This is a genomic window from Winogradskyella sp. A3E31 (assembly GCF_046720935.1).
Taxonomy (GTDB): domain Bacteria; phylum Bacteroidota; class Bacteroidia; order Flavobacteriales; family Flavobacteriaceae; genus Winogradskyella.
The window spans coordinates 165594-186003 of sequence record NZ_JBHNWH010000006.1 but is presented as its reverse complement, the minus strand read 5'-3'; the positions used below and the strand labels follow the sequence as shown (position 1 = coordinate 186003).

20 protein-coding genes are annotated in these 20410 nt (G+C 34.1%); 17 read left to right on the top strand and 3 right to left on the bottom strand.

Annotation, left to right across the window (positions count from 1 at the left end):
* Positions 1–21: 21 nt before the first annotated feature.
* Positions 22–492 carry a GAF domain-containing protein gene (locus ACFEMA_RS09275; RefSeq protein ID WP_411767865.1) on the bottom strand — a complete coding sequence of 157 codons (471 nt, stop codon included), beginning with the start codon at positions 490–492 and terminating at the stop codon, positions 22–24.
* A gap of 88 nt (positions 493–580) precedes the next feature.
* Between ACFEMA_RS09275 and xrtF the strand changes: the two genes are divergently transcribed.
* The 17 genes from xrtF to ACFEMA_RS09190 all read left to right on the top strand — a co-directional run bounded on the left by xrtF (position 581) and on the right by ACFEMA_RS09190 (position 17857).
* The gene (gene xrtF / locus ACFEMA_RS09270; RefSeq protein ID WP_411767864.1) at positions 581–1135 is read left to right on the top strand and encodes an exosortase family protein XrtF; all 555 of its coding nucleotides are present in this window, start codon (positions 581–583) and stop codon (positions 1133–1135) included.
* A complete protein-coding gene (locus tag ACFEMA_RS09265; RefSeq protein ID WP_411767863.1) occupies positions 1128–1559 on the top strand; it encodes an exosortase F system-associated membrane protein in 432 nt (143 codons plus the stop codon). The genes xrtF and ACFEMA_RS09265 overlap by 8 nt, the downstream gene beginning before the upstream one ends.
* Positions 1560–1642: 83 nt before the next feature.
* Positions 1643–2017: an HYC_CC_PP family protein gene (locus tag ACFEMA_RS09260; RefSeq protein WP_411767862.1), complete on the top strand. Its 375-nt coding sequence runs from the start codon at positions 1643–1645 to the stop codon at positions 2015–2017.
* 80 nt (positions 2018–2097) lie between these two features.
* Positions 2098–2877: a hypothetical protein gene (locus tag ACFEMA_RS09255; RefSeq protein WP_411767861.1), complete on the top strand. Its 780-nt coding sequence runs from the start codon at positions 2098–2100 to the stop codon at positions 2875–2877.
* A 25-nt stretch (positions 2878–2902) separates the two neighbouring features.
* A complete protein-coding gene (locus ACFEMA_RS09250; protein ID WP_411767860.1) occupies positions 2903–3538 on the top strand; it encodes a heavy-metal-associated domain-containing protein in 636 nt (211 codons plus the stop codon).
* Between the two features lie 10 nt (positions 3539–3548).
* Positions 3549–4382: an NHL repeat-containing protein gene (locus ACFEMA_RS09245; protein ID WP_411767859.1), complete on the top strand. Its 834-nt coding sequence runs from the start codon at positions 3549–3551 to the stop codon at positions 4380–4382.
* A 2-nt stretch (positions 4383–4384) separates the two neighbouring features.
* On the top strand, positions 4385–5104 hold the full coding sequence (locus tag ACFEMA_RS09240; protein WP_411767857.1) for a heavy-metal-associated domain-containing protein: 720 nt from the start codon (positions 4385–4387) through the stop codon (positions 5102–5104).
* A 203-nt stretch (positions 5105–5307) separates the two neighbouring features.
* On the top strand, positions 5308–7776 hold the full coding sequence (locus ACFEMA_RS09235) for a TIM-barrel domain-containing protein (protein WP_411767856.1): 2469 nt from the start codon (positions 5308–5310) through the stop codon (positions 7774–7776).
* A 198-nt stretch (positions 7777–7974) separates the two neighbouring features.
* Positions 7975–8724: a DUF6090 family protein gene (locus ACFEMA_RS09230; RefSeq protein WP_411767855.1), complete on the top strand. Its 750-nt coding sequence runs from the start codon at positions 7975–7977 to the stop codon at positions 8722–8724.
* Positions 8725–8814: 90 nt separating this feature from the next.
* Entirely contained in the window at positions 8815–9507 is a 693-nt protein-coding gene (locus ACFEMA_RS09225) for a DUF6090 family protein (RefSeq protein ID WP_411767854.1), read from the top strand.
* The gene (locus ACFEMA_RS09220) at positions 9500–10231 is read left to right on the top strand and encodes a DUF6090 family protein (RefSeq protein WP_411767853.1); all 732 of its coding nucleotides are present in this window, start codon (positions 9500–9502) and stop codon (positions 10229–10231) included. Before ACFEMA_RS09225 ends, ACFEMA_RS09220 begins: the two co-directional genes overlap by 8 nt.
* 66 nt (positions 10232–10297) lie before the next feature.
* Positions 10298–11092, top strand: coding sequence for a DUF6090 family protein (locus ACFEMA_RS09215; RefSeq protein WP_411767852.1), 795 nt, complete (start codon positions 10298–10300; stop codon positions 11090–11092).
* A gap of 94 nt (positions 11093–11186) precedes the next feature.
* Positions 11187–12524, top strand: a complete 1338-nt coding sequence (locus ACFEMA_RS09210) for a serine hydrolase domain-containing protein (protein WP_411767851.1) — start codon at positions 11187–11189, stop codon at positions 12522–12524.
* Between the two features lie 256 nt (positions 12525–12780).
* Positions 12781–13902: an anion permease gene (locus ACFEMA_RS09205; RefSeq protein WP_411767850.1), complete on the top strand. Its 1122-nt coding sequence runs from the start codon at positions 12781–12783 to the stop codon at positions 13900–13902.
* A 217-nt stretch (positions 13903–14119) separates the two neighbouring features.
* Positions 14120–15166, top strand: a complete 1047-nt coding sequence (locus ACFEMA_RS09200; protein ID WP_411767849.1) for a DUF3500 domain-containing protein — start codon at positions 14120–14122, stop codon at positions 15164–15166.
* A 185-nt stretch (positions 15167–15351) separates the two neighbouring features.
* Positions 15352–16047: a DUF6090 family protein gene (locus ACFEMA_RS09195; RefSeq protein WP_411767848.1), complete on the top strand. Its 696-nt coding sequence runs from the start codon at positions 15352–15354 to the stop codon at positions 16045–16047.
* A 97-nt stretch (positions 16048–16144) separates the two neighbouring features.
* Positions 16145–17857 (top strand): amidohydrolase, encoded by a 1713-nt coding sequence (locus ACFEMA_RS09190; protein WP_411767847.1) that lies wholly within the window; start codon positions 16145–16147, stop codon positions 17855–17857.
* 369 nt (positions 17858–18226) lie between these two features.
* Here the strand turns inward: ACFEMA_RS09190 and groL are convergent, their stop codons facing one another.
* Both groL and groES read right to left on the bottom strand, forming a co-directional pair.
* The gene (groL, locus tag ACFEMA_RS09185) at positions 18227–19858 is read right to left on the bottom strand and encodes a chaperonin GroEL (RefSeq protein WP_411767926.1); all 1632 of its coding nucleotides are present in this window, start codon (positions 19856–19858) and stop codon (positions 18227–18229) included.
* 128 nt (positions 19859–19986) lie between these two features.
* Positions 19987–20262, bottom strand: a complete 276-nt coding sequence (gene groES / locus ACFEMA_RS09180) for a co-chaperone GroES (protein WP_411767846.1) — start codon at positions 20260–20262, stop codon at positions 19987–19989.
* Between the last annotated feature and the right edge of the window lie 148 nt (positions 20263–20410).

Below are 20410 nucleotides of genomic sequence, written 5' to 3'. Positions count from 1 at the left end.
TTAGAAGTTAGAAGTTAGAAGTTAGAAAAGGGAAGCTGGAAGAATTTTAGCAACCTCCTTACAGACAAACTCCAAAAAACGTTCATCAGCTTCCGTAAATGGATTTGAAGTATTAGAGTCGATATCAATCTGACCAATATTTTCTCCATTTACAAAAATAGGGACCACAATTTCAGCTTTTACGGTAATACTACAGGCAATATAATTGTCTTGCGCTTTTACATCTGGTACCACAAAGTTTTGATTGCTGATGGCAACTTGTCCGCAAATGCCTTTACCAAACGGAATAATAGTATGGTCTGTGGGCTCACCGACATAAGGCCCTAACTTTAATTCATCTTTGTCACCATTCTTAAAATAAAAACCTACCCAGTTATAGTAATCTACAGTGTTTTCTAACAGTTTACAGGTTTTATGAAGACGCTCATCAACAGAAAGATCAGTGGTGTTTAAGATAGATTTTACTTCAGGTTTTAAAGATTCAAAGCTCATTTTTATTAATTTTTTGGTAAAAATACTTGAAAAGCCCTACATTCAAATCTTGTTTCAATAAATTTAACACGAATATTTTACGTAATTTTTGAGAGACCTACTAAGTAAATACAAATTGGTAATTCGTTTTATGGCGACCTTTATATTGGTCTATGCTGTATTGACTTTTGCTTACAAAGTATATTTGGATTATTCCGATGGGTCTGTCTATTACCCTGATTATTTCACCAATCTTGTTGCAAAGCAAAGTGAGGCAGTTCTTAATACATTGGGTTACGAGGCTGAAGTGTGGCCACATGCCGATGAGGCTTCAATGAAAGTTCTAATTCATAATAAATATGTAGCTCGTGTTATTGAAGGCTGTAATTCTGTGAGCATCATCATACTATTTTTATCCTTTGTAATGGCATTTGCAGATCGATTTAAATCTACTGTCTTATTTATTTTGGCGGGCTCAGCATTAATATACGCCGTTAATTTAATCAGGATAGTTATTTTGTCTATAGGTCTGTATCACTACCCATGGCGGCGAGAAATTTTGCATACCGTCATTTTTCCATTGATTATTTACGGTATGGTATTTTTACTATGGATGGTTTGGGTAAACCGTTATGCTAAAAAAGTAAAGCACAGCAATGCATAGATATATAACATATTTGGGGATTGCATTGCTTATAGTGCTATTGGCGCTGATTAGGGCATTTGAAAATGACTTGTTCTACGACCCCTATTTATTGTTTTTTCAAAACGATTACCTATATATTGACCACCCAAGACGAGAAGTTGCAAAGCTAGTGGGCTTTACTTCGCTTCGGTACTTTTTAAACTCAGTCATCTCTTTAGGAATTATTTATCTATTTTTTAAGGATAGGGGGATTCTCAAATTTTCAGGATTGGTTTATGTTATAGCATACATTGTAATTTTGATACCATTCTTATATTTTGTCATCAACCCAAAACAAGAAGATTATTACCTGTTTTTTAATGTAAGACGTTTTTTAATTCAACCATTAATTCTCCTTCTCCTTCTTCCGGCACTCTATTATTACAAGCTCAATAAACGTTAAGACTTCATTAAAAGAAGGGCGATTGATTTAAAAATTTTTAATTTTGCAACGTGAAAGCGACGTTTCTACATAAAATCACATCTATGAGTTTAGCATTTTTGGTAATGCTATCTACATTGTCATTTACAGTTGAAAAACATTTCTGTGGTGATACTTTAGTGGATGTGGCCGTTTTTACACAAGCTAAAAAATGTGGAATGGAAATGACCACAAACGAAGCTCCTGTAAAGAAACAATGTTGTAAAGATGAGGTTGAACTCATTAAAGGTCAAGAGGATTTAAAATTGAATTCTTTTGAAGATCTTTCTTTTGAACAAATCCAGGTATTTACTTCGTTTCTCTATAGTTATACGGTTTTTTCAGAATCGCTTCCAAAAGAGATAATTCCGCATAAAAATTATTCTTCACCTAACATTGTCAGGGACATTCAGTTGCTTGATGATGTCTTCTTAATTTGATTCATTTAATTATTGCTAGATAAAACCCTATCTTTTATTTGGGGTTATTGAATAATTAATAATATCAAATCGTTTAAAACATGAAATTTTATAAATGCCTTATGGCTGTTTTATTAGGTCTTACAGCACAATTGTCTGTTTCTCAAGGACCGCCAATAACAGCCGATAAACCTATTATGTTAGGAGGTAAAAGTTCTATCATAAAAACACTGACGGAAATAAGAAACACTAATCAAGGTACATTTGTTAGGGTGCCGCTAATGATTCATTACCTGCCAACATCTAATTCTTTGGTAGCAGTGCATTTACCTTATGTACATTATAATTTTAGTGACGAAAGAGGCTCAGGCAGTACTCTTGGTGACATTAATATTCTTGCTAAGTATCAGTTTTATAGAAAAGATGGTACAGGTAAAACCTTTAGAATGGTTGCAAAGACATTGCAAACCCTACCTACAGGCGAAGAGTTTAATATCGAAGGTATAAGTACTGGAGTTTATCAAAGCTATTTTGGCGTTGTTGCGGGCTATGAATCCCTTAAATATGGTATATCCAATGAAATAGGTTATAATCTCGTTCCAGAAGCTGATTTTGATAGCTTTAGTTATAAACTGGGCTTTGGATTACCTTTGTTAAAACCAACGTATCCTGTAGATCAGATTAATTTATATTTTGAATATATCAATGAGTATAGACCAAAGCTAGAAGAATATGAGTTATTCTATGCTCAGGGTATTCAATATGCAAAAAAACAATGGACTTGGGAGGCTGCGGTACAATGGCCTTTAATTCAAAATAATGTACCAGAAAGTGTTCAAAGAAACTATTCAATATTTCTTGGCACAAGATATGTATTCTAATAAGTAACAATTAAAACATAAAACAATGAAAAATATAATATGTGTAACAATTATAGCATTGATGACGCTGTCTGCGACTGTTAATGCTCAGAAAAAAGATATGGATCAATTTACAGTCCAAGTAGATGGTTTAGGTTGCCCTTTTTGTGCCTTTGGTCTAGAAAAAAAATTCAAGGAATTTAAAGGTATCAAAAATGTAACCATTGATATTGAAACAGGGATTTTTAAGTTTAATTATCCAGCTGAAAAAGCACTTGCATTAGATGCTGTTGAGGCTCAAGTTGAAAAAGCAGGGTATACTCCAATTACAACAAATATTGTCAGAGCTGATGGAACAACAGAGTCCAATGAAAACTCAGGAGATGATTCAGACATTGCAGTTAATGACCTTAAAGAAACCTCCATTTTTGTTGCAGGAAACTGCGGTATGTGTGAGGCGAGAATCGAAAAAGCCGCAAAGGGAGTTAAAGGTGTAACATCTGCCGAATGGGATAAAGACACTAAGCAATTGGTCTTAAGCTATGATGCGAGTAAAGTAAAAGTCAAGGATATTTCTAAGGCTGTCGCAAAAGCGGGTCATGATACCAAAGAGCATCAAGCTAAAGGAGATACCTATGAGGCTTTGCCAGGCTGTTGTCATTACGAAAGAGTTGAACAATAAAACAGAAAAAATGAAAAATATTTTAACCCTTTTTATAGGGACTTTATTGTTAACTTCTTGTGCAAACGAACCAGAGGTTTTAGAATGGGCATCAACAAATCAATTTAAAGTTGAGGGTGTAAACCCTATTGGTTTAGCAGTCACTAAAGATGGTTTATGGCTCAGTGACGGTGACCATAATAGACTAGTAAATATTGATGCTGAAGGAAAAATTATTAAGTCTGTTGATGGCTTTGAACGTCCTATGCATATTGCGTCTCAAAGTGACGTTATTTACGTCCCAGAATATGGTACCGATACTGTAAAACAAGTTAATGCCGAAAAGGTAAGTGCTATATCACTTAATGATTCTTTAGACGCGCCTGCTGGTATCGACATTTATAATAATGAAAAAGCAATAGCCGATTTTTACAATAATCGTATTCTATATTTCAACGGAACGGATTGGATAAGTTTTGGAAAAGAAGGTAAAGCTGAAGGTGATTTTTATTACCCAACGGATGTTCAGATTACAGAAGATGAAATTTGGGTGGCCGATGCTTACAACAATAGAGTTCAGGTGTTTGATAAGTCTGGTAACTTTAAAAAAGTTATTGGAGCTGATCAAAAAATGAACGCGGCTACTGGGATTTATGTGTCAGATGATGAACTTTTTGTTACTGATTTTGAAAACGATCGGGTTTTGATTTTTGATTTAGACGGTCAGTTAAAACAAGAACTTTCTGAAAATATTGAAAAGCCAACAGATATGTTGATTTACAATAACGAGCTTTATATCATCAACTATCGAAATAGTATAGTCAATGTCTTTCAGCAAAAAGCTGTTAAGGTTGAAAAAGAATAATCATGACACATACTTATAATGTTAGTGGAATGACCTGTGGAAGTTGTAAGGCTTCGGTTGAAAAATCACTTGCTGAATTAGCAAATGTTGATGATGTTATGGTGAATTTAGACAAAAATGAAGTTGCCATTTCAATGTCCTCTCATTTAGATTTGGAGACGTTACAGAGTGCTCTTTCAGATAAATATACAATTACAGAAAAAGAGCAGAGAAATGTATTTAGTTCTTCTGTTGAGCAAATAGAAACTAAAAGTGATTTTAAAGCACTGTTTCCGTTGTTTCTTATTCTAGGGTATATTTCTACTGCATCGATTTTGCTAAATTTTCAACCTTGGGATGGAGTCAATTTTATGCTCGATTTTATGGGACTGTTTTATATTGTCTTTAGCTTTTTTAAGATTCTAGATCTTAAAGGATTTCCAGAAAGTTTTAAAATGTATGACCCATTGGCAAAAGTGTTTCCCACTTATGGTTGGATATATCCATTTATTGAATTGGCGTTAGGATTAGCGTTTTTGATGCGATTTCAAATAGATGCCGCCTTAATAATTACATTGATTATTTTAGGGACAACAACTATTGGCGTTGCAAAAACCTTATTGGATAAAAAGACAATTCAATGCGCGTGTTTAGGTACTGCACTAAAATTGCCAATGACAAAAGCGACACTTATAGAAAATTCATTGATGATTATCATGGCAATTATCATGCTCATTAAATAATTGTTATATCACATAGAAATTACAAAGCCAGAATTTAAATTCTGGCTTTTTTTATGTGCTGGTTGGTATTTTACTATCTTAGACGTTATAGTGTGGATATACGTAACTTGCTCGACTTAATTTTTGGACGGGTGCGTATATCTAATTGTTGTAGATAATTATCAGAAAACCTCATTAAATTAAAAATTAGACAATTTACCTTTATGAATATCAGAATATCAGTCTTCATCCTCGTAAGCTTTATTTGCTCAAATCTATGGTCACAAACTGGAGAATTTAAATCATATGTACAAAAAGAACACGAAGTAGAAATAGAAACAACCACTAAAGTTAAACTAAGAGTTCAACTCTATAATGCTCAAACCATCCGTTTTCAATGGGCGAACAAAAACGAAGATTTCTTTCCAGATGATCACTACGAGATGGTTGAACATCACAAAAAATCTGGTAAATATAGCTTGGAAGAGGATAATAATTTCTTAACCATATCCATTAACAATGAACAAAACACTAAAATTAAAATACAGAAATCGCCTTTAAAATATACAGTGATTTCAGGCAGTGAGAATGAAGTTCTCTTGGGTCAGAAAGAAGGGATTAAGTGGATTGACAATTTAATAATAAACGATTTACAACTAAACACAAATGAGCATTTTTGTGGTGTAGGACACCAAACTTACGGTTGGGTGGAATCTATTGATTTAAAAGGTAAAAAAGTAAATAGCAATTATGGTGAAGGAATAAAGTCCCATTACCAAAAACAGGCTGTACTAACTGTTCCTTTTTTCATGTCAAATAAAGGGTATGGCATTTTTTTAAACAGCACGTTTGAACACGATTTTGATTTTGGAAGCCAAGGACAATATCAATTTAGTATTGATACTAAAGGATTTGAGGGCAGAATGGATTACTTTGTTATCATTGGGCCAGACTTTAAAGACATTTTATACAGATATACGCAGTTGACAGGTAGACCAAGATTTTTACCAAAATCAATATTTGGTCTTCAACTTTCTGACAAAGAAGCACCAGATAACAATGGTGCAGAATGGTGGAAAGAAAAAATTACAGCACACCGAAAAGCTGGATATGCCTTTGATCACATTGTTAACGACAACAGATGGAGAGCTGGCAGTGGAGCATGGTCAGGTTCATGGTTTGAGTGGGATTCAATTCGTTATCCCGATCCTTCTGCATATCTCAAATGGTGCAAGGAAAACAATTTAACAGTAACCCTAGATTTAAACCGAAATATTGGTGCAGATAGTTATGGCTGGAAACCAGAATACAATCTGCCTTATGCAGAACAATTTGTCAAAGAAGGTCATAGCGCACCAGACTATTCCAATCCCGAAACCCGAAAATGGGTTTGGAAACTATTTTGGGAAAAATCACTAAATCCAAAATTGAATTATGGTGGTGATGCCTTGTGGATAGATGAAACGGATGAAATGTACACCTTACCGGATACTGTTATTTGCGCCAATGGCAGAAGTTGGGCTGAAAACAAAAATTATTATCCTTTTCTAATTGCAAAAGCTATTGTTCAAGAAGGTTGGGATAGTACAGATCCTAAACACCCTGGAATTGGGGAAGCTAAAAGACCTTTCGTTTGGGTTAGAAGCATGACAGCTGGTGCACAACGCTATGCTTCACATTGGAATGGAGACATTTATAGCGACTGTGAATGGATGAAAACCAGTATACGAGCAATGCAAGCTTCAGGTTTGTCTGGCTTTCCTTATTTCAATCATGATGCTGGTGGTTTTATTGAACCAGGTCCCGAAGACTTCTTATATAATCAATGGGCAATGGCATTTGGAAGTTTTTCACCTATATGGCGACCGCACGGAATGGGTAAACACAAACGTTGGCCTCTAGACAGATCTGAAGCCAGTCAAAAAGTTGCAATGCAATATATAAAAGAACGGTATGAGCTTATGCCATACATTTACACTTACGCTTTTAAAGCGCATGAGACAGGAATACCAATGGCAAAAGCAATGGTCATTGATTATCAGGATGAACCAAACGCTTGGAAATATGATTTACAATATATGTGGGGAAATGAAATGTTGATTGCACCAGTTTGTTCTAAAGATGAAAAGACCATTGATATTTGGCTACCTAAGGGACAAAAATGGTACAACTACTGGACAAATGAATTAGTAAATGGAAATCAAATACTAAAACATCGATTTACAAACCAAAATATGCCGATTTTTGTCAAAGAGGGTTCCATTATACCAAAGCAAGATTATGCTTTAAGTACATTTTCATTAAATCCTAAAAAAATCAATCTTCATATTTATACTGGAAAAGATGCCCAATTTGAATTACATGAAGATGATGGTGTAACAGAAAAGTTTAATACTAAAAATGAAAAAAGGAGTACGAAATTAAATTACATTGAAAATGGCAAAAAATTGATCATTCATGCTTCTGAAGGAAATTATGAAGGAGCAGTTTCAAAAAGAAGTTATAAAATATATTTCTATGGTTTCACGACATTTCATAACTTAAAATTAAACGGTAAAGAAATCAATTCTTTAAAACCAGATTCGGACAAATTAAATCAAGAACCAATAACATACTGGGATGACAAGACAAAAACTCAAGTTGTAGAATTAAGTGAGCTAAGTGTTAATAAAGATATCGTCCTGATGAAATAACTATCTACAACAACGTATATAAAAAATAGCGGTTTAATCGCTTATCCCAAAGAAAATGAATGAATTAAAGATCAGTAATAAACTGAAAAATTAGTGCGTAAAATCCACTACTTTTCATATACAAGACCGTTGTGCTTCATTATAACTAACCGCTAACCAATGATAAAGTTCTTTCGAAAAATCCGCCAAAACTTGCTTATGGAAAACAAAACTGGAAAGTATTTTAAATACGCCATTGGCGAAATTGTGCTTGTTGTTATTGGGATATTAATTGCACTTCAGATTAATAATTGGAATGAAAAAAGAAAATCTAATGAACAAATCCATGCTCTTTTAGACAATTTAAAGATGTCTATTGATGAAGACAGGGAATATCTGAATACAACTGCAATTATTCACGAATTTCGGTCAAATTCATTATCACGCTTATATCAAAATGCATTAAATAAAAAAGAACCTTATTCACCTGTAAAATCAATTTCTAAACTTGAAAACAATACAATCTGGAAAGGTTCTTATCCTGATACTGTAAACGGGGACTTTGCTAACCTCACAATAATATATTCTGGTATTCATGATGATGTTGTTATCAATAAAAATGTTTTAGATGAGTTGAAGAATACAGGGTTATTCTCGGAACTGAAAAATGACTCGCTTAAGGAATCTATTAACACTTACTACAGTTTTGTGAATAGTAATTTTTTGATAGATGATTGGAACAAAGATTTAAGTGTTTCCTGGAGACATTTTTTAAGAGACGAATATGACGTTTTGACCATGGAATTATATAACATTAATAATCCCTATGAATTGGTTAAAAAGAATGAATCAATTCAAACAAGAATACAGGAAATGATTGGGCCGGCAAGATTTCGCTCTAGTAATGCATCAAAGGCAATCAAACTTGCCGAAAACTTATTAATTGAAATTGATAAATATAAAAAATAACGAAAGCCTGCCTACCGCAGGCAGGCACAACAATGTGTATAGCAAATTGCAATGATAAAATTCTTTAGAAAAATTCGACAAAACATGCTTATGGAAAACAAGACTGGTAAGTATTTTAAATATGCAATTGGAGAAATTGTGTTAGTAATGATAGGAATACTATTGGCACTTCAAGTTAATAATTGGAATGAAAGTCGAAAAGGTTCAAAAATGGGTGATCAATTCCTAGAAGGAATTAGTGATGACATAAAAAAAGACATTATTCTTATTGATATTGTTATGGACTTGAACAGAGAATCATTGAGTATTATTAGTAGTATTGATTCTGTTTTTCATAATAACCCTATTTATGAGGCCGAAAAATTCCCATATTATTTCGGTCGGCCAGATACATTAGGTTTTGTGCAAGTATTTTATAGGCCAGATTCGTTTAGGCCCACTAATGGGACTTACAATTCTCTAATTGCAGACGGTAAAACGACATTGATTAAAAACAAGGATTTATTTGAGAAAATTCAACGTATTTATAACGAAGACCATCAACGTGTTGATAGTAATTATGATGTGATAAAAAGTTTAGAAACAAGTATAGGATTGGCATACCCTTACGAAAAACAAAAATGGTCCTATATAGATTTAATTCTTGCTAAAAACAAAAAAATATTTTATGACCTTGTAAATTTTACTGAAGAAAAATACTGGTATTCTAATAATTTACAAAGATTAAAAGAGAATAGCATTGAAGTCATAGCTCTAATCGAAAAAGAAATATCCAATGATTAAATTCTTTAGAAAAATTAGACAAAATTTACTTTCAGAAGGCAAAACTGGAAAGTACTTTAAATATGCTATTGGAGAAATTATACTTGTGGTTATTGGAATTTTAATTGCTCTGTCTATTAATAACTGGAATGAAAATAGAAAATCAAAAAGAGTAGCTGACGAAATCTATCGAAATTTACAAAACTCACTGGTGCAAGATTCAACTGAAGTTCAGCGAATAATTAAATCACATAATAAAAGTTTAGAAGTACAAAAGGCGTTGATTTTAAATGAAGCAAATCACGAACCATTTGAGTTTTATGAAAATAATTTGAATGAATTGATTGAAGGCATCTCTTTGGGAGTATTTAGTTTTTTTCCTAAAACTGGAATTTATAATTCAATTGTTTCAAATAACGGAATGGACCTTTTAAAATCAAAACAAATTAAGACTTCATTAATTAATCTTTATGATCATCAATATGAAAGATATGCAAATATGGATGCCACAATTGAAAATAAATATCATTACCAACTACTACCTGTGATTACTAAAAAAATAGGTTATGTAGATAATATAAATGAAAGTCCTGACCCATTATTATTCAAAGAACATCATAAAGAATTAATTTCTGAATGTAGAAACGTACATGGCATTTTAACTTCAAATAGAGATTTGCTTATACAAATTAGTAAAGAAATAAATGAGTTATTAGAATTGATTAGAACTGAATTAGAAAAATAACGAAAGCCTGCCTACCGCAGGCAGGCACAACAACGTTTGTGCTTCATTACCACTAACCGCTAACCAATGATAAAATTCTTTAGAAAAATTAGACAAAATTTATTGAATGAAAATAAATTCAGTAAGTATCTGCTTTATGCCGCTGGGGAAATTATACTTGTTGTAGTTGGTATCCTTTTAGCATTAGCTATTAATAATCAAAATGAACTTAGAAAAGATAAGAATGCTGAACAGAAACTTCTCAAACAGTTATTAATAGACTATGAATCGAACTATAGCCAATTGCAGAATAAAATAGATCAAAGAACTACTATTATGACGCGTTGCAACGAATTACTTGATGTAATAGATAAGGAAACTCGAATTCATCCAGATTCACTGCCAAACATATTTGCTACTTTCTTATTAGACCCGACTTTCGATCCAATTGACAATGACGTTATTGCATCAGGTAGTATTAGACTTCTTAAGAATGACACTTTGAAAGAAATGATATCAAAATGGCATTCTGATGCCAAGGCATATCAAGAAACTGAGCAGGTTCAGCATGATCATATGATTTCATCAACAGTACCTTTTTTAAAAAGAGTTGGTTTAATGAGAAATGCGAGTTTTGAATTTTGGAGTAATATTGAATTCCAAATAGGATTAATTGAACAAGGAAGAAATGCCAATAGTTTAAAATTGAAAAACAATAAGGGAAAAATTGATGTAGACTATATTTTAAATGATCAAGAACTGGAAGGCCTTTTGAGCTATATATTTCATATTTCCCTTGCAAATAATTTAGAAGCGGAATCGCTCAAAACAAAAATGCTCAAAACGATTAAAATTCTGAAAATAGAAATTGAACAAAAATAACGAAAAGCTAACAAGCGATTATGATGTTAGATTAGCTATCACCAAATTCGCCACATATCGCAAATCCGTTAGGCTCAATAAAAAACAATAGAATATGTCATTAAACAACAAACTGTCACTAAAGGTACTTATCATTCTCTGTTTGCTTCTATTCGTTGGATGCAAAGAACAAGTCAAAGAGCTTACATTAGAAGAAAAAATTGCATTAGCTGTAGAATCAAGAAAAATTCCCACATCAAAAGACCAAAAAGTAAGCTTTACGGTTCCTGAATCAATCATTGGAAGAGGACCTCAGATAACAGAGGTATTTAGCCATATGGAAAACTATATTCCTACTGTTCTGATAGAAAAAGGAAACACAAAAACAACGAAGCTTCCAGAAAATATCAGTCCTACCCTCGGTCAAGAGATTCTCACCAGTCCATACTTTCAAAAGGAAACGTCACTTGACCAAATTTACGATAAAAAACAAATTAATGGAGTGATTGTTCTGCACAAAGGCAAAATAGTTTATGAAAGGTATCCCGAAATGGAACCCACTGACCGACATTTTCTAGGTTCGGTGAGTAAAACATTTTTAGGAACTGTAATCGCACATTTGGCAGACGAAGGAAAACTTACCGAACAGGATTCAATCGGGAAGTATCTTACAGAGTTTAAAGGCAAGCCATTAGCACATGTAACTATTGAAAATCTACTAAATATGACCTCAGGAATTAACTGCCGTGAGAATGACGAGGGATCCTTTACGGACCCCAATCATTGTTTTTACAAAATGCTTCAGCATTCTGCGGTTTATACCGAGCCAAATCCAGGATTTGAAGAAAGTTTAATGGAATTATTGGCCAGTTCGGGAAAAGTTGAACCCGCTGGGCAAACCTACGATTATACTTCCGCCAATACTGCTATTCTCACTGCCATCGCTGAAAGAGTGTCTTCCAAACCTTTTCACGAGTTGGTTAAGGACTATATATGGACAAAAATCGGAGCTGAAGATGATGCAAGGGTAACGCTATCCAGTACTGGAGTTGCTGGAAGTTACGGTTTAATGCTAATGCGCTTAAGAGACTTGGCCAGATATGGATTGGCCTTTACAGATGATGCTACTACAACAATAGCATCGAAACGATACCTAAATCAAATTCATACAGGAGATAGGGCATTATTTAGATCCGAAGGAGGAACTGATCAGCGTTTTAGGAAAAAATATTATGAAGGACAAGGTGCTGATTTTCAAAACTATCATTGGGATGTAATTTTTGAAGATGGTGACTTCTTCAAACCTGGCTTTGGAGGTCAGGGTCTTTACATATCCCCAACAAAAAGATTGGTTATTGCCTTTTTTAGTACAAGTAAGGATGATACCTATGATAACATGAATATGTCATTACTTGTTCGTAGTTTGGCATTACTAGAACAATTTAAAGAATAGATTAGTCAAATACTGAGCCTTACAAAGTACTGTGGTAAAAACCAAGAAAAAAAAAGCTTTAATTTGACCCAAAAAAGGTCAACCTATTTCAGCATAATACAATTGTGGAAACACTATAAAACGAATCGATTTTCAGCCTTACTAATCATAACTGCAGGGTTTTCCAAAAGCATGCAATAAAACCTCACGCAAAGTTTCTACGTAATTAATAGTATATCCATTCGACTATTCAAATAATTCTATCCAATTATAATATATGATCTTGATTGTACTTTTTGTTGCAGCATGTTTTTTGGCCTATAGTAATGGGGCGAACGATAATTTTAAGGGAGTTGCGACTTTGTTCGGTAGTGGTACTCTTAACTATAAAAAAGCAATAACATGGGCAACTGTTACAACATTCTCAGGGTCAGTGGCTGCTATTTTTTTAGCTGGGACGCTAGTAAAAAACTTTTCTGGTAAAGGTCTCGTTCCCGATACTTTAATTCAATCACCAGAATTCGCCATATCAATTGCTTTAGGTGCTGCAATCACCGTTTTTATTGCTACTAAAATCGGAATGCCAATATCCACAACCCATAGTTTGGTTGGCGCCTTATTTGGTAGTGGTGTTGTTGCTGTGGGTATGTCATTTAATTTCGAAAAATTAGGACATACGTTTTTAATACCATTAATCGTAAGTCCGCTAATGGCAGCAATAGTCAGCTTTGTATTATATCTCATTTTCCGCGAATCACGAAAAGCCCTTAGAGTGTCCAAGGAAACCTGTGTTTGTATTGGAGACGAAAAAGTTGCAGTTGTAAAAAACACAATCACAAATCAATTTGTAACCGTTGAAAGCAAAGGGCAAAAGACTTTAAAGATCTTAAACAAGGAACAATGTATTGAATCTTATAAAGGGAAATTTTTGGGTATTGACGCCCAAAAGCTATTGGATGTTGCACATTATATAAGTTCTGGTATTGTTAGTTTTGCGAGAGGATTAAATGACACCCCAAAAATAGTAGGTCTCCTAATTGTTATTAATGCCATGGACATTAAATGGGGAATGATTGCTGTTGCAATCGCTATGGCTATAGGAGGGTTGCTTAATGCTAAAAAAGTCGGGAAATTGATGAGTAAAAAGATTACACCTATGAACAGTGGCCAAGGATTTACGGCAAATTTAGTTACAGGGTTATTGGTGACAACTGCTAGTGTGCACGGTTTACCTGTTTCCACCACACATGTTTCGGTAGGGTCTATTTTCGGTATAGGCACCGTGACAAAAAAAGCAGACCTAAAAGTCATTAGAAATATATTACTGTCTTGGTTGTTAACATTGCCTATAGCTGCAATCTCTAGCGCTATTGTGTATTGGGTGTTAAAGGTCATTTAATCAGTAAGAGTAGAGTATAGTATTGCGTTAAAAACCAAGCCTTTTACTGATTCCTATTCCAAGCGCAACTTCCATAGCGATTCATATTTTATCATAAGCCAGGATTTAATTCTGGCTTTTTAATAGGCTTATTGCTAATTTACTATCTTAGGTGTTATAGAATAGGTGTGCGAAATATGTATACTTCATTTTTGTATGTAATTAAAACCAGCCCATTATGAAAATTCTGTTTAGTATCATATTTACCTTTTATTTTTTAATTGGCTTTTCTCAAAAGTCTCAAGAAATAGTAAATATCAGTAACGAATTCCTGTCAACATTAAGCGATGAAATCAAAAATGAAGTATTACGGGATTTCAATGATTCTTTAAGAACCAATTGGACAAATTTACCAGTGGGGTTAGCGAAAAGACCAGGAAAAAAATATGGTGATTTGTCAGATAAATCAAAAATTAAATTTCATGAGGTTTTAACTACCATCTTTAGTTCACAAGGCTATTTAAAAACGACTAGTATTATGCAACTTGACGATATGTTAAACGCTAGAGTTGATGAAGCAATAGAAAATAAACTAATTAAAGAAGATGATATTCCTAGAATCAAAGCACTAGACTGGGACTATAACAATTATTTTATATCAATTTGGGGTAATCCCGATTTAGAAAACCCTTGGAGTTTAAAATTTGAAGGACATCATCTCTCTATTAACCTTACCATCATAAAAGAAAAAATTTCTTTTACACCTATGTTCGTTGGTGCAGATCCTGCTTTAATGACTTCAACAAAACATGTTGGTTTGAGAGTTTTAAGTAAAGAAGAAGATTATGGAATTAAGCTCATAAATTCACTTGATGAATCTCAACAAAAGATTGCGACATTGAGTCAAGAAGTTCCAAGAGATATAATCACTAATCCTTCAAATAGTCAAAGAATTACAGAGTATCAAGGTATCAAAGCTAATGAACTCACTACAGATCAGAAAACGGTATTAATGCTACTCATTAAAGAATTCATCAATAACCTTGAGGATGAGAAATCTAATAAGTATTTGCGAGAAATTGAGGAAAGTGGATTAGATGAGATTTACTTTGCGTGGATAGGTAGTTATAAAAAACGAGAACCAAACTACTATATTATTAACGGTCCTGACTTCATAATTGAATATGATAATACGGGGAATCATATACATTCTATATGGAGGGAAAAGGGCAATGATTTTGGAGAGGATCTTTTAAAAACTCATCATATAAATCATAAGCATTAACTATCTATAATACCTAGTATGGTATATGAATTATCAACGTAAATCAATTATTAACCTGTAGCAATATCTTAGGACAAGACAGTTATACGAAACCATTAGACAATACTTTAACCAACCAATAAGATTCCCGCTTTCTCGGGAAACAGAATATGATAAAATTCTTTAGAAAAATACGATACGACCTTATGGAGAAAAATAAAACTGGAAAATATTTAAAGTATGCTATTGGTGAAATTATACTAGTCGTTATTGGAATTTTAATTGCATTACAGATTAACAATTGGAATGAAAATAGAATAGAACGTAATCAAGAACAACAGTTGCTTAAAAGTCTTCACAAAGAATTGAGTGATAATCTTACAGAACTAAACTATGATATTAAACGTGTTGATTCTTTGCATCATAACTTGAATATTTTAATGGACTTATTATTAGATGACAATCAAGAGAATACGAATATTGATAGTCTAATGCTTAAAACATTGACAACACCCAGTTGGAATCCAAGCTCTTATGTGCTTACTGACTTAAAAAATTCTGGAAAAATCTCTCAGTTATCAAATATCAATCTTCAGGAAAAATTATTTAAATGGGAGCGGCAATATGATAATTTATTAGAAATTTCAGAAGATTACAAGCAAAGTAATGATGCCTATTTAGAATTTTTAAAAAGCAATGCTTCTTTAAGAAATATAGATGCAAATTCTCAAAATTTACTAATTCAATTTTCTGCATTTGACTTTGATAATCAGACTTTACTTAAAGATATACGTTTCGAAAACCACATTGATGATAGATTTATTACGACATCTAATTTGAAAACTGAATATCGAGAGGCTAAAGAGATTCTTGAAGATTTATTAAAAGCTATTAATAATTGAAGCAGTCAACTAATTATACCACATTAACTTTTTAGGTATTGATTTTTATCCTTTCAATGAATTGCATTACCTTAAGCCTTCAAAATTCAAATACACTATGAAATCATTTTACTACCCAATTATTGCCATAATACTTTGTTTATGCTCCTGTTCTAATGAACCAAAAGAAGAAGCAAGTATGCTTATTTATGGCGGCACTATTTACACCGTTGATGACAATCAGCCAAATGTGGAAGCTGTTGCGGTTAAAGACAATACCATTCTTTTTACAGGTACTTTAAAAGAAGCCGAAAACTATAAGGGTGAAAATACTGAAATGATTGACTTAGAAGGTAAGACCATGACACCTGGTCTCATTGAAGGTCATGGACATTTTATGGGCTTAGGCTATAATGAGGTGAGTTTAGATTTACTCAATACCACAAGTTATCAGTCCATTATCGATGCTGTGGAAGAACGTGTTAAAACCGCACAACCCGGAGAGTGGATTACAGGTCGCGGTTGGCATCAAAGTAAATGGGATTCTCTGCCAGATAATTTAGTGAAAGGATTTCAGACGCATTTTAGATTGAGTGATGTTTCACCAGATAATCCTGTATATTTAAGACATGCCAGTGGACATGCAGGGTTTGCCAATGCCAAGGCGATGGAAATTGCCGGACTTTCGGTTTTGGCTGATGAAGGTCTAACAGAATTTGAATTGGAAGGTGGTGAAATCATAATAGATGAAGCCGGCCGACCTACAGGCGTGTTTAATGAAAGAGCACAAGGGATCATAACAAAACATATTCCTGAAAATACACCTGAAACCGACAGACAAGCGTTTCAATTAGCTGTAGACGCTAGTCATAGAAATGGTATTACCAGTTTTCATGATGCTGGGATTGGAAGAGAAACCATAGCACTTTATGATGAGATGCAGGAGAAAGGAAAAATGAATGTACGGATTTATGCGATGCTTACGGGTTGGGATAAAGAATTGATTAATGAATGGTACGAAAAGGGTATTAGAGTAGATGAAGATCATCGATTTACTATTCGTTCTATAAAGTTGAATTGTGATGGGGCTTTAGGTTCTCGTGGAGCGTGGCTTTTAGAACCTTATGCCGATAGACCAGATCATTATGGGCATGAAACTTTACCTATGGAATTCGTTAAGGAAACATCGTATAGTGGATTACGAAATGGCTTTCAGGTTTGTTCACATGCCATTGGTGATAGGGCTAATAGGGAAATTTTAGACCGTTATGAAATGGCGTTTAAAGATTTACCTGAACAATCTGAAGACCATAGATTTAGAATTGAACATGCCCAACATTTGCACCCCGAAGATATTCCTCGTTTTGCTGAATTGAATGTGATTCCCGCGATGCAAGCCGTTCACATGTCATCGGATCGCCCTTGGGCAATTGATAGATTAGGTGAAAAGCGAATTAAAGAAGGGGCGTATATGTGGCAAGATTTGTTACAAAGCGGAGTACCGATTGTTAATGGTACGGATGTGCCAGTAGAACCAATAAACCCGATTGCGAGTTTTTATGCCAGTATCAGTAGAAAAACCTTAAAAGGCACTCCAGAAGGAGGCTATGAACCTGAGCAGAAAATGACGCGTCCACAAGCTTTAAAATCCTACACTTTGGATGCTGCTTATGGTGCATTTGAAGAGGATATTAAAGGGTCGATAGAAGTGGGGAAGTTAGCTGACTTTACTATTTATAACCAAGACCTAATGACTGTCGATGAGAATAATGTTTTAGAAACTGAAGTCGTCATGACCATTTTTGATGGGAAGGTGGTTTATAAAAAATAAGAGAAGTTATAGTTAATTATTTGCCAATGAAAACATCTTGGATTCACTTTTAAACTATCTTTAATATGTTCTTTTAAAACAATAAAGTTATGGGACAGACAAAGTCTAAAAGCAAGTCTTCTTTGCCTAAATCACAGGCAAGAAAGGCTCCACAGACTTCTCCAAAAAAGAAGTAATTTGTGATGGGTTTATTTAGTATAAACCTTAAGTGTTGAAAAAATAGTAAAGTACCACCTTCAAAAGAGGTGGTTTTATATTTTAGGTATAAACCAAATTAAAAAGCCCTTGATTTTCATCAAAGGCTTTTATAAAATATTAGTTATTCTCACTATCCGCAACAGTGAGCATATTGCCTGTCCGTGCTACGGACTACATCATGCCTGGCATTCCGCCACCGCCCATTGGAGGCATAGCAGGTGCATCTTCTTTAATGTCCACTAAAGCACATTCGGTAGTTAAGATCATACCTGCAACAGAAGCTGCATTTTCTAAAGCGATACGTGTTACTTTCTTAGGATCTATAATACCAGCTTTAAGCATATCTACATAAGATTCAGACTTAGCATCATAACCGAAGTCTTTCTTACCTTCAATGACTTTATTGATAACTACAGAACCTTCACCACCAGCATTTTCAACGATTGTTCGTAGAGGGGCTTCAATGGCCTTATTAACAATTTGAACTCCGGTAGTTTCATCTAAATTTTCTGTAGTGATTTTTTCAAGATTTTTCTTAGCTCTTACAAAAGCGACACCACCTCCGGCAACAATGCCTTCTTCAACAGCAGCTCTTGTTGCATGTAGCGCATCGTCAACACGGTCTTTCTTTTCTTTCATCTCAACTTCAGAAGCCGCGCCAACATATAATACAGCAACACCTCCAGCTAGTTTAGCTAAGCGCTCTTGTAGTTTTTCTTTATCATAATCAGATGTCGTAGTCTCGATCTGAGCTTTTATCTGATTGACACGAGCTTTGATGTCAGACGCTTTACCAGCACCGTTTACGATAGTCGTGTTATCTTTGTCGATAGTGACAGTTTCTGCAGTACCTAACATAGAAAGATCAGCATTTTCTAAAGAGAATCCTCTTTCTTCAGAAATTACAGTTCCACCAGTAAGGATAGCAATATCTTCTAACATCGCTTTACGTCTATCACCAAAACCTGGTGCTTTAACAGCAGCAATTTTTAATCCTCCTCGTAGTTTGTTTACTACTAATGTCGCTAAGGCTTGTCCTTCAACATCCTCTGCAATAATTAATAATGGACGACCAGATTGTGCTACAGGTTCTAGAATAGGAAGTATTTCCTGTAGGTTTGAAATCTTTTTATCGAACAATAAAATGTATGGATTTTCTAAATCTGCAATCATCTTGTCAGAATCCGTTACGAAGTATGGAGATAAGTAACCTCTGTCGAATTGCATACCTTCCACAACGTCAACATAAGTTTCTAATCCTTTTGCTTCCTCTACAGTGATGACTCCTTCTTTACCAACTTTTCCGAAGGCTTGAGCGATTAGTTCACCAATGGCATCGTCATTGTTGGCAGAGATGGCTGCTACTTGCTTGATTTTGTCAGAATCGTTACCTACTTTTTGAGCTTGTTTGTCTAAATCCTTAACGATAGACGCAACTGCTTTATCAATACCACGTTTTAAATCCATTGGGTTTGCACCAGCAGCAACGTTTTTTAATCCTTCCTTAACGATAGCTTGAGCTAAAACAGTTGCAGTAGTTGTACCATCACCTGCTAAGTCATTGGTTTTAGAAGCTACTTCCTTAACCATTTGTGCTCCCATGTTTTCCAATTCGTCCTCTAGCTCAATTTCTTTTGCTACAGAAACACCATCTTTAGTAACTTGTGGTGCTCCAAATGATTTTCCGATAATAACATTACGTCCTTTAGGACCTAAAGTTACTTTTACTGCGTTTGCTAATGCATCGACTCCTCTTTTAAGGCCGTCTCTTGCATCTATATCAAATTTTATGTCTTTTGCCATTTTTATAATTTTTTTCATTCCTGTGTGGTCACTGAGGCTACTCGAAGTGAGAACAGGAATATGTTATTGTTAATTGTTGAAAATTTAGTTTGGATTGATGAGATTCCCACATCCGCAGGAATGACAGTTTAGACAATTGCTAAGATGTCACTTTCACGCATCATAAGGTAATCTTTACCTTCAAGCTTAAGTTCAGTACCACCGTACTTTCCGTAGAGTACTGTGTCACCAACTTTTACGGTTAAAGGTTCGTCTTTTTTTCCGTTACCTACTGCAACGACATTTCCTTTTTGTGGTTTTTCTTTTGCATTATCTGGGATAATGATACCAGAAGCCGTTTTGGTTTCCGCCTCCATCGGTTCTACAAGAACGCGATCTGCTAAAGGTTTAATGTTTAAAGCCATTTTATAATTGTTTAAGTTAATTAATAAGAATTGTTTTACCCTCTTTGGGTTAACGCTTTAGCGTTATTCGAAAATTATGCCAATGCCTTTAAACTGACAAAGTTTCAGATATAAAAAAAGGCCAACTAAATGTTGACCTTTTCTTTAT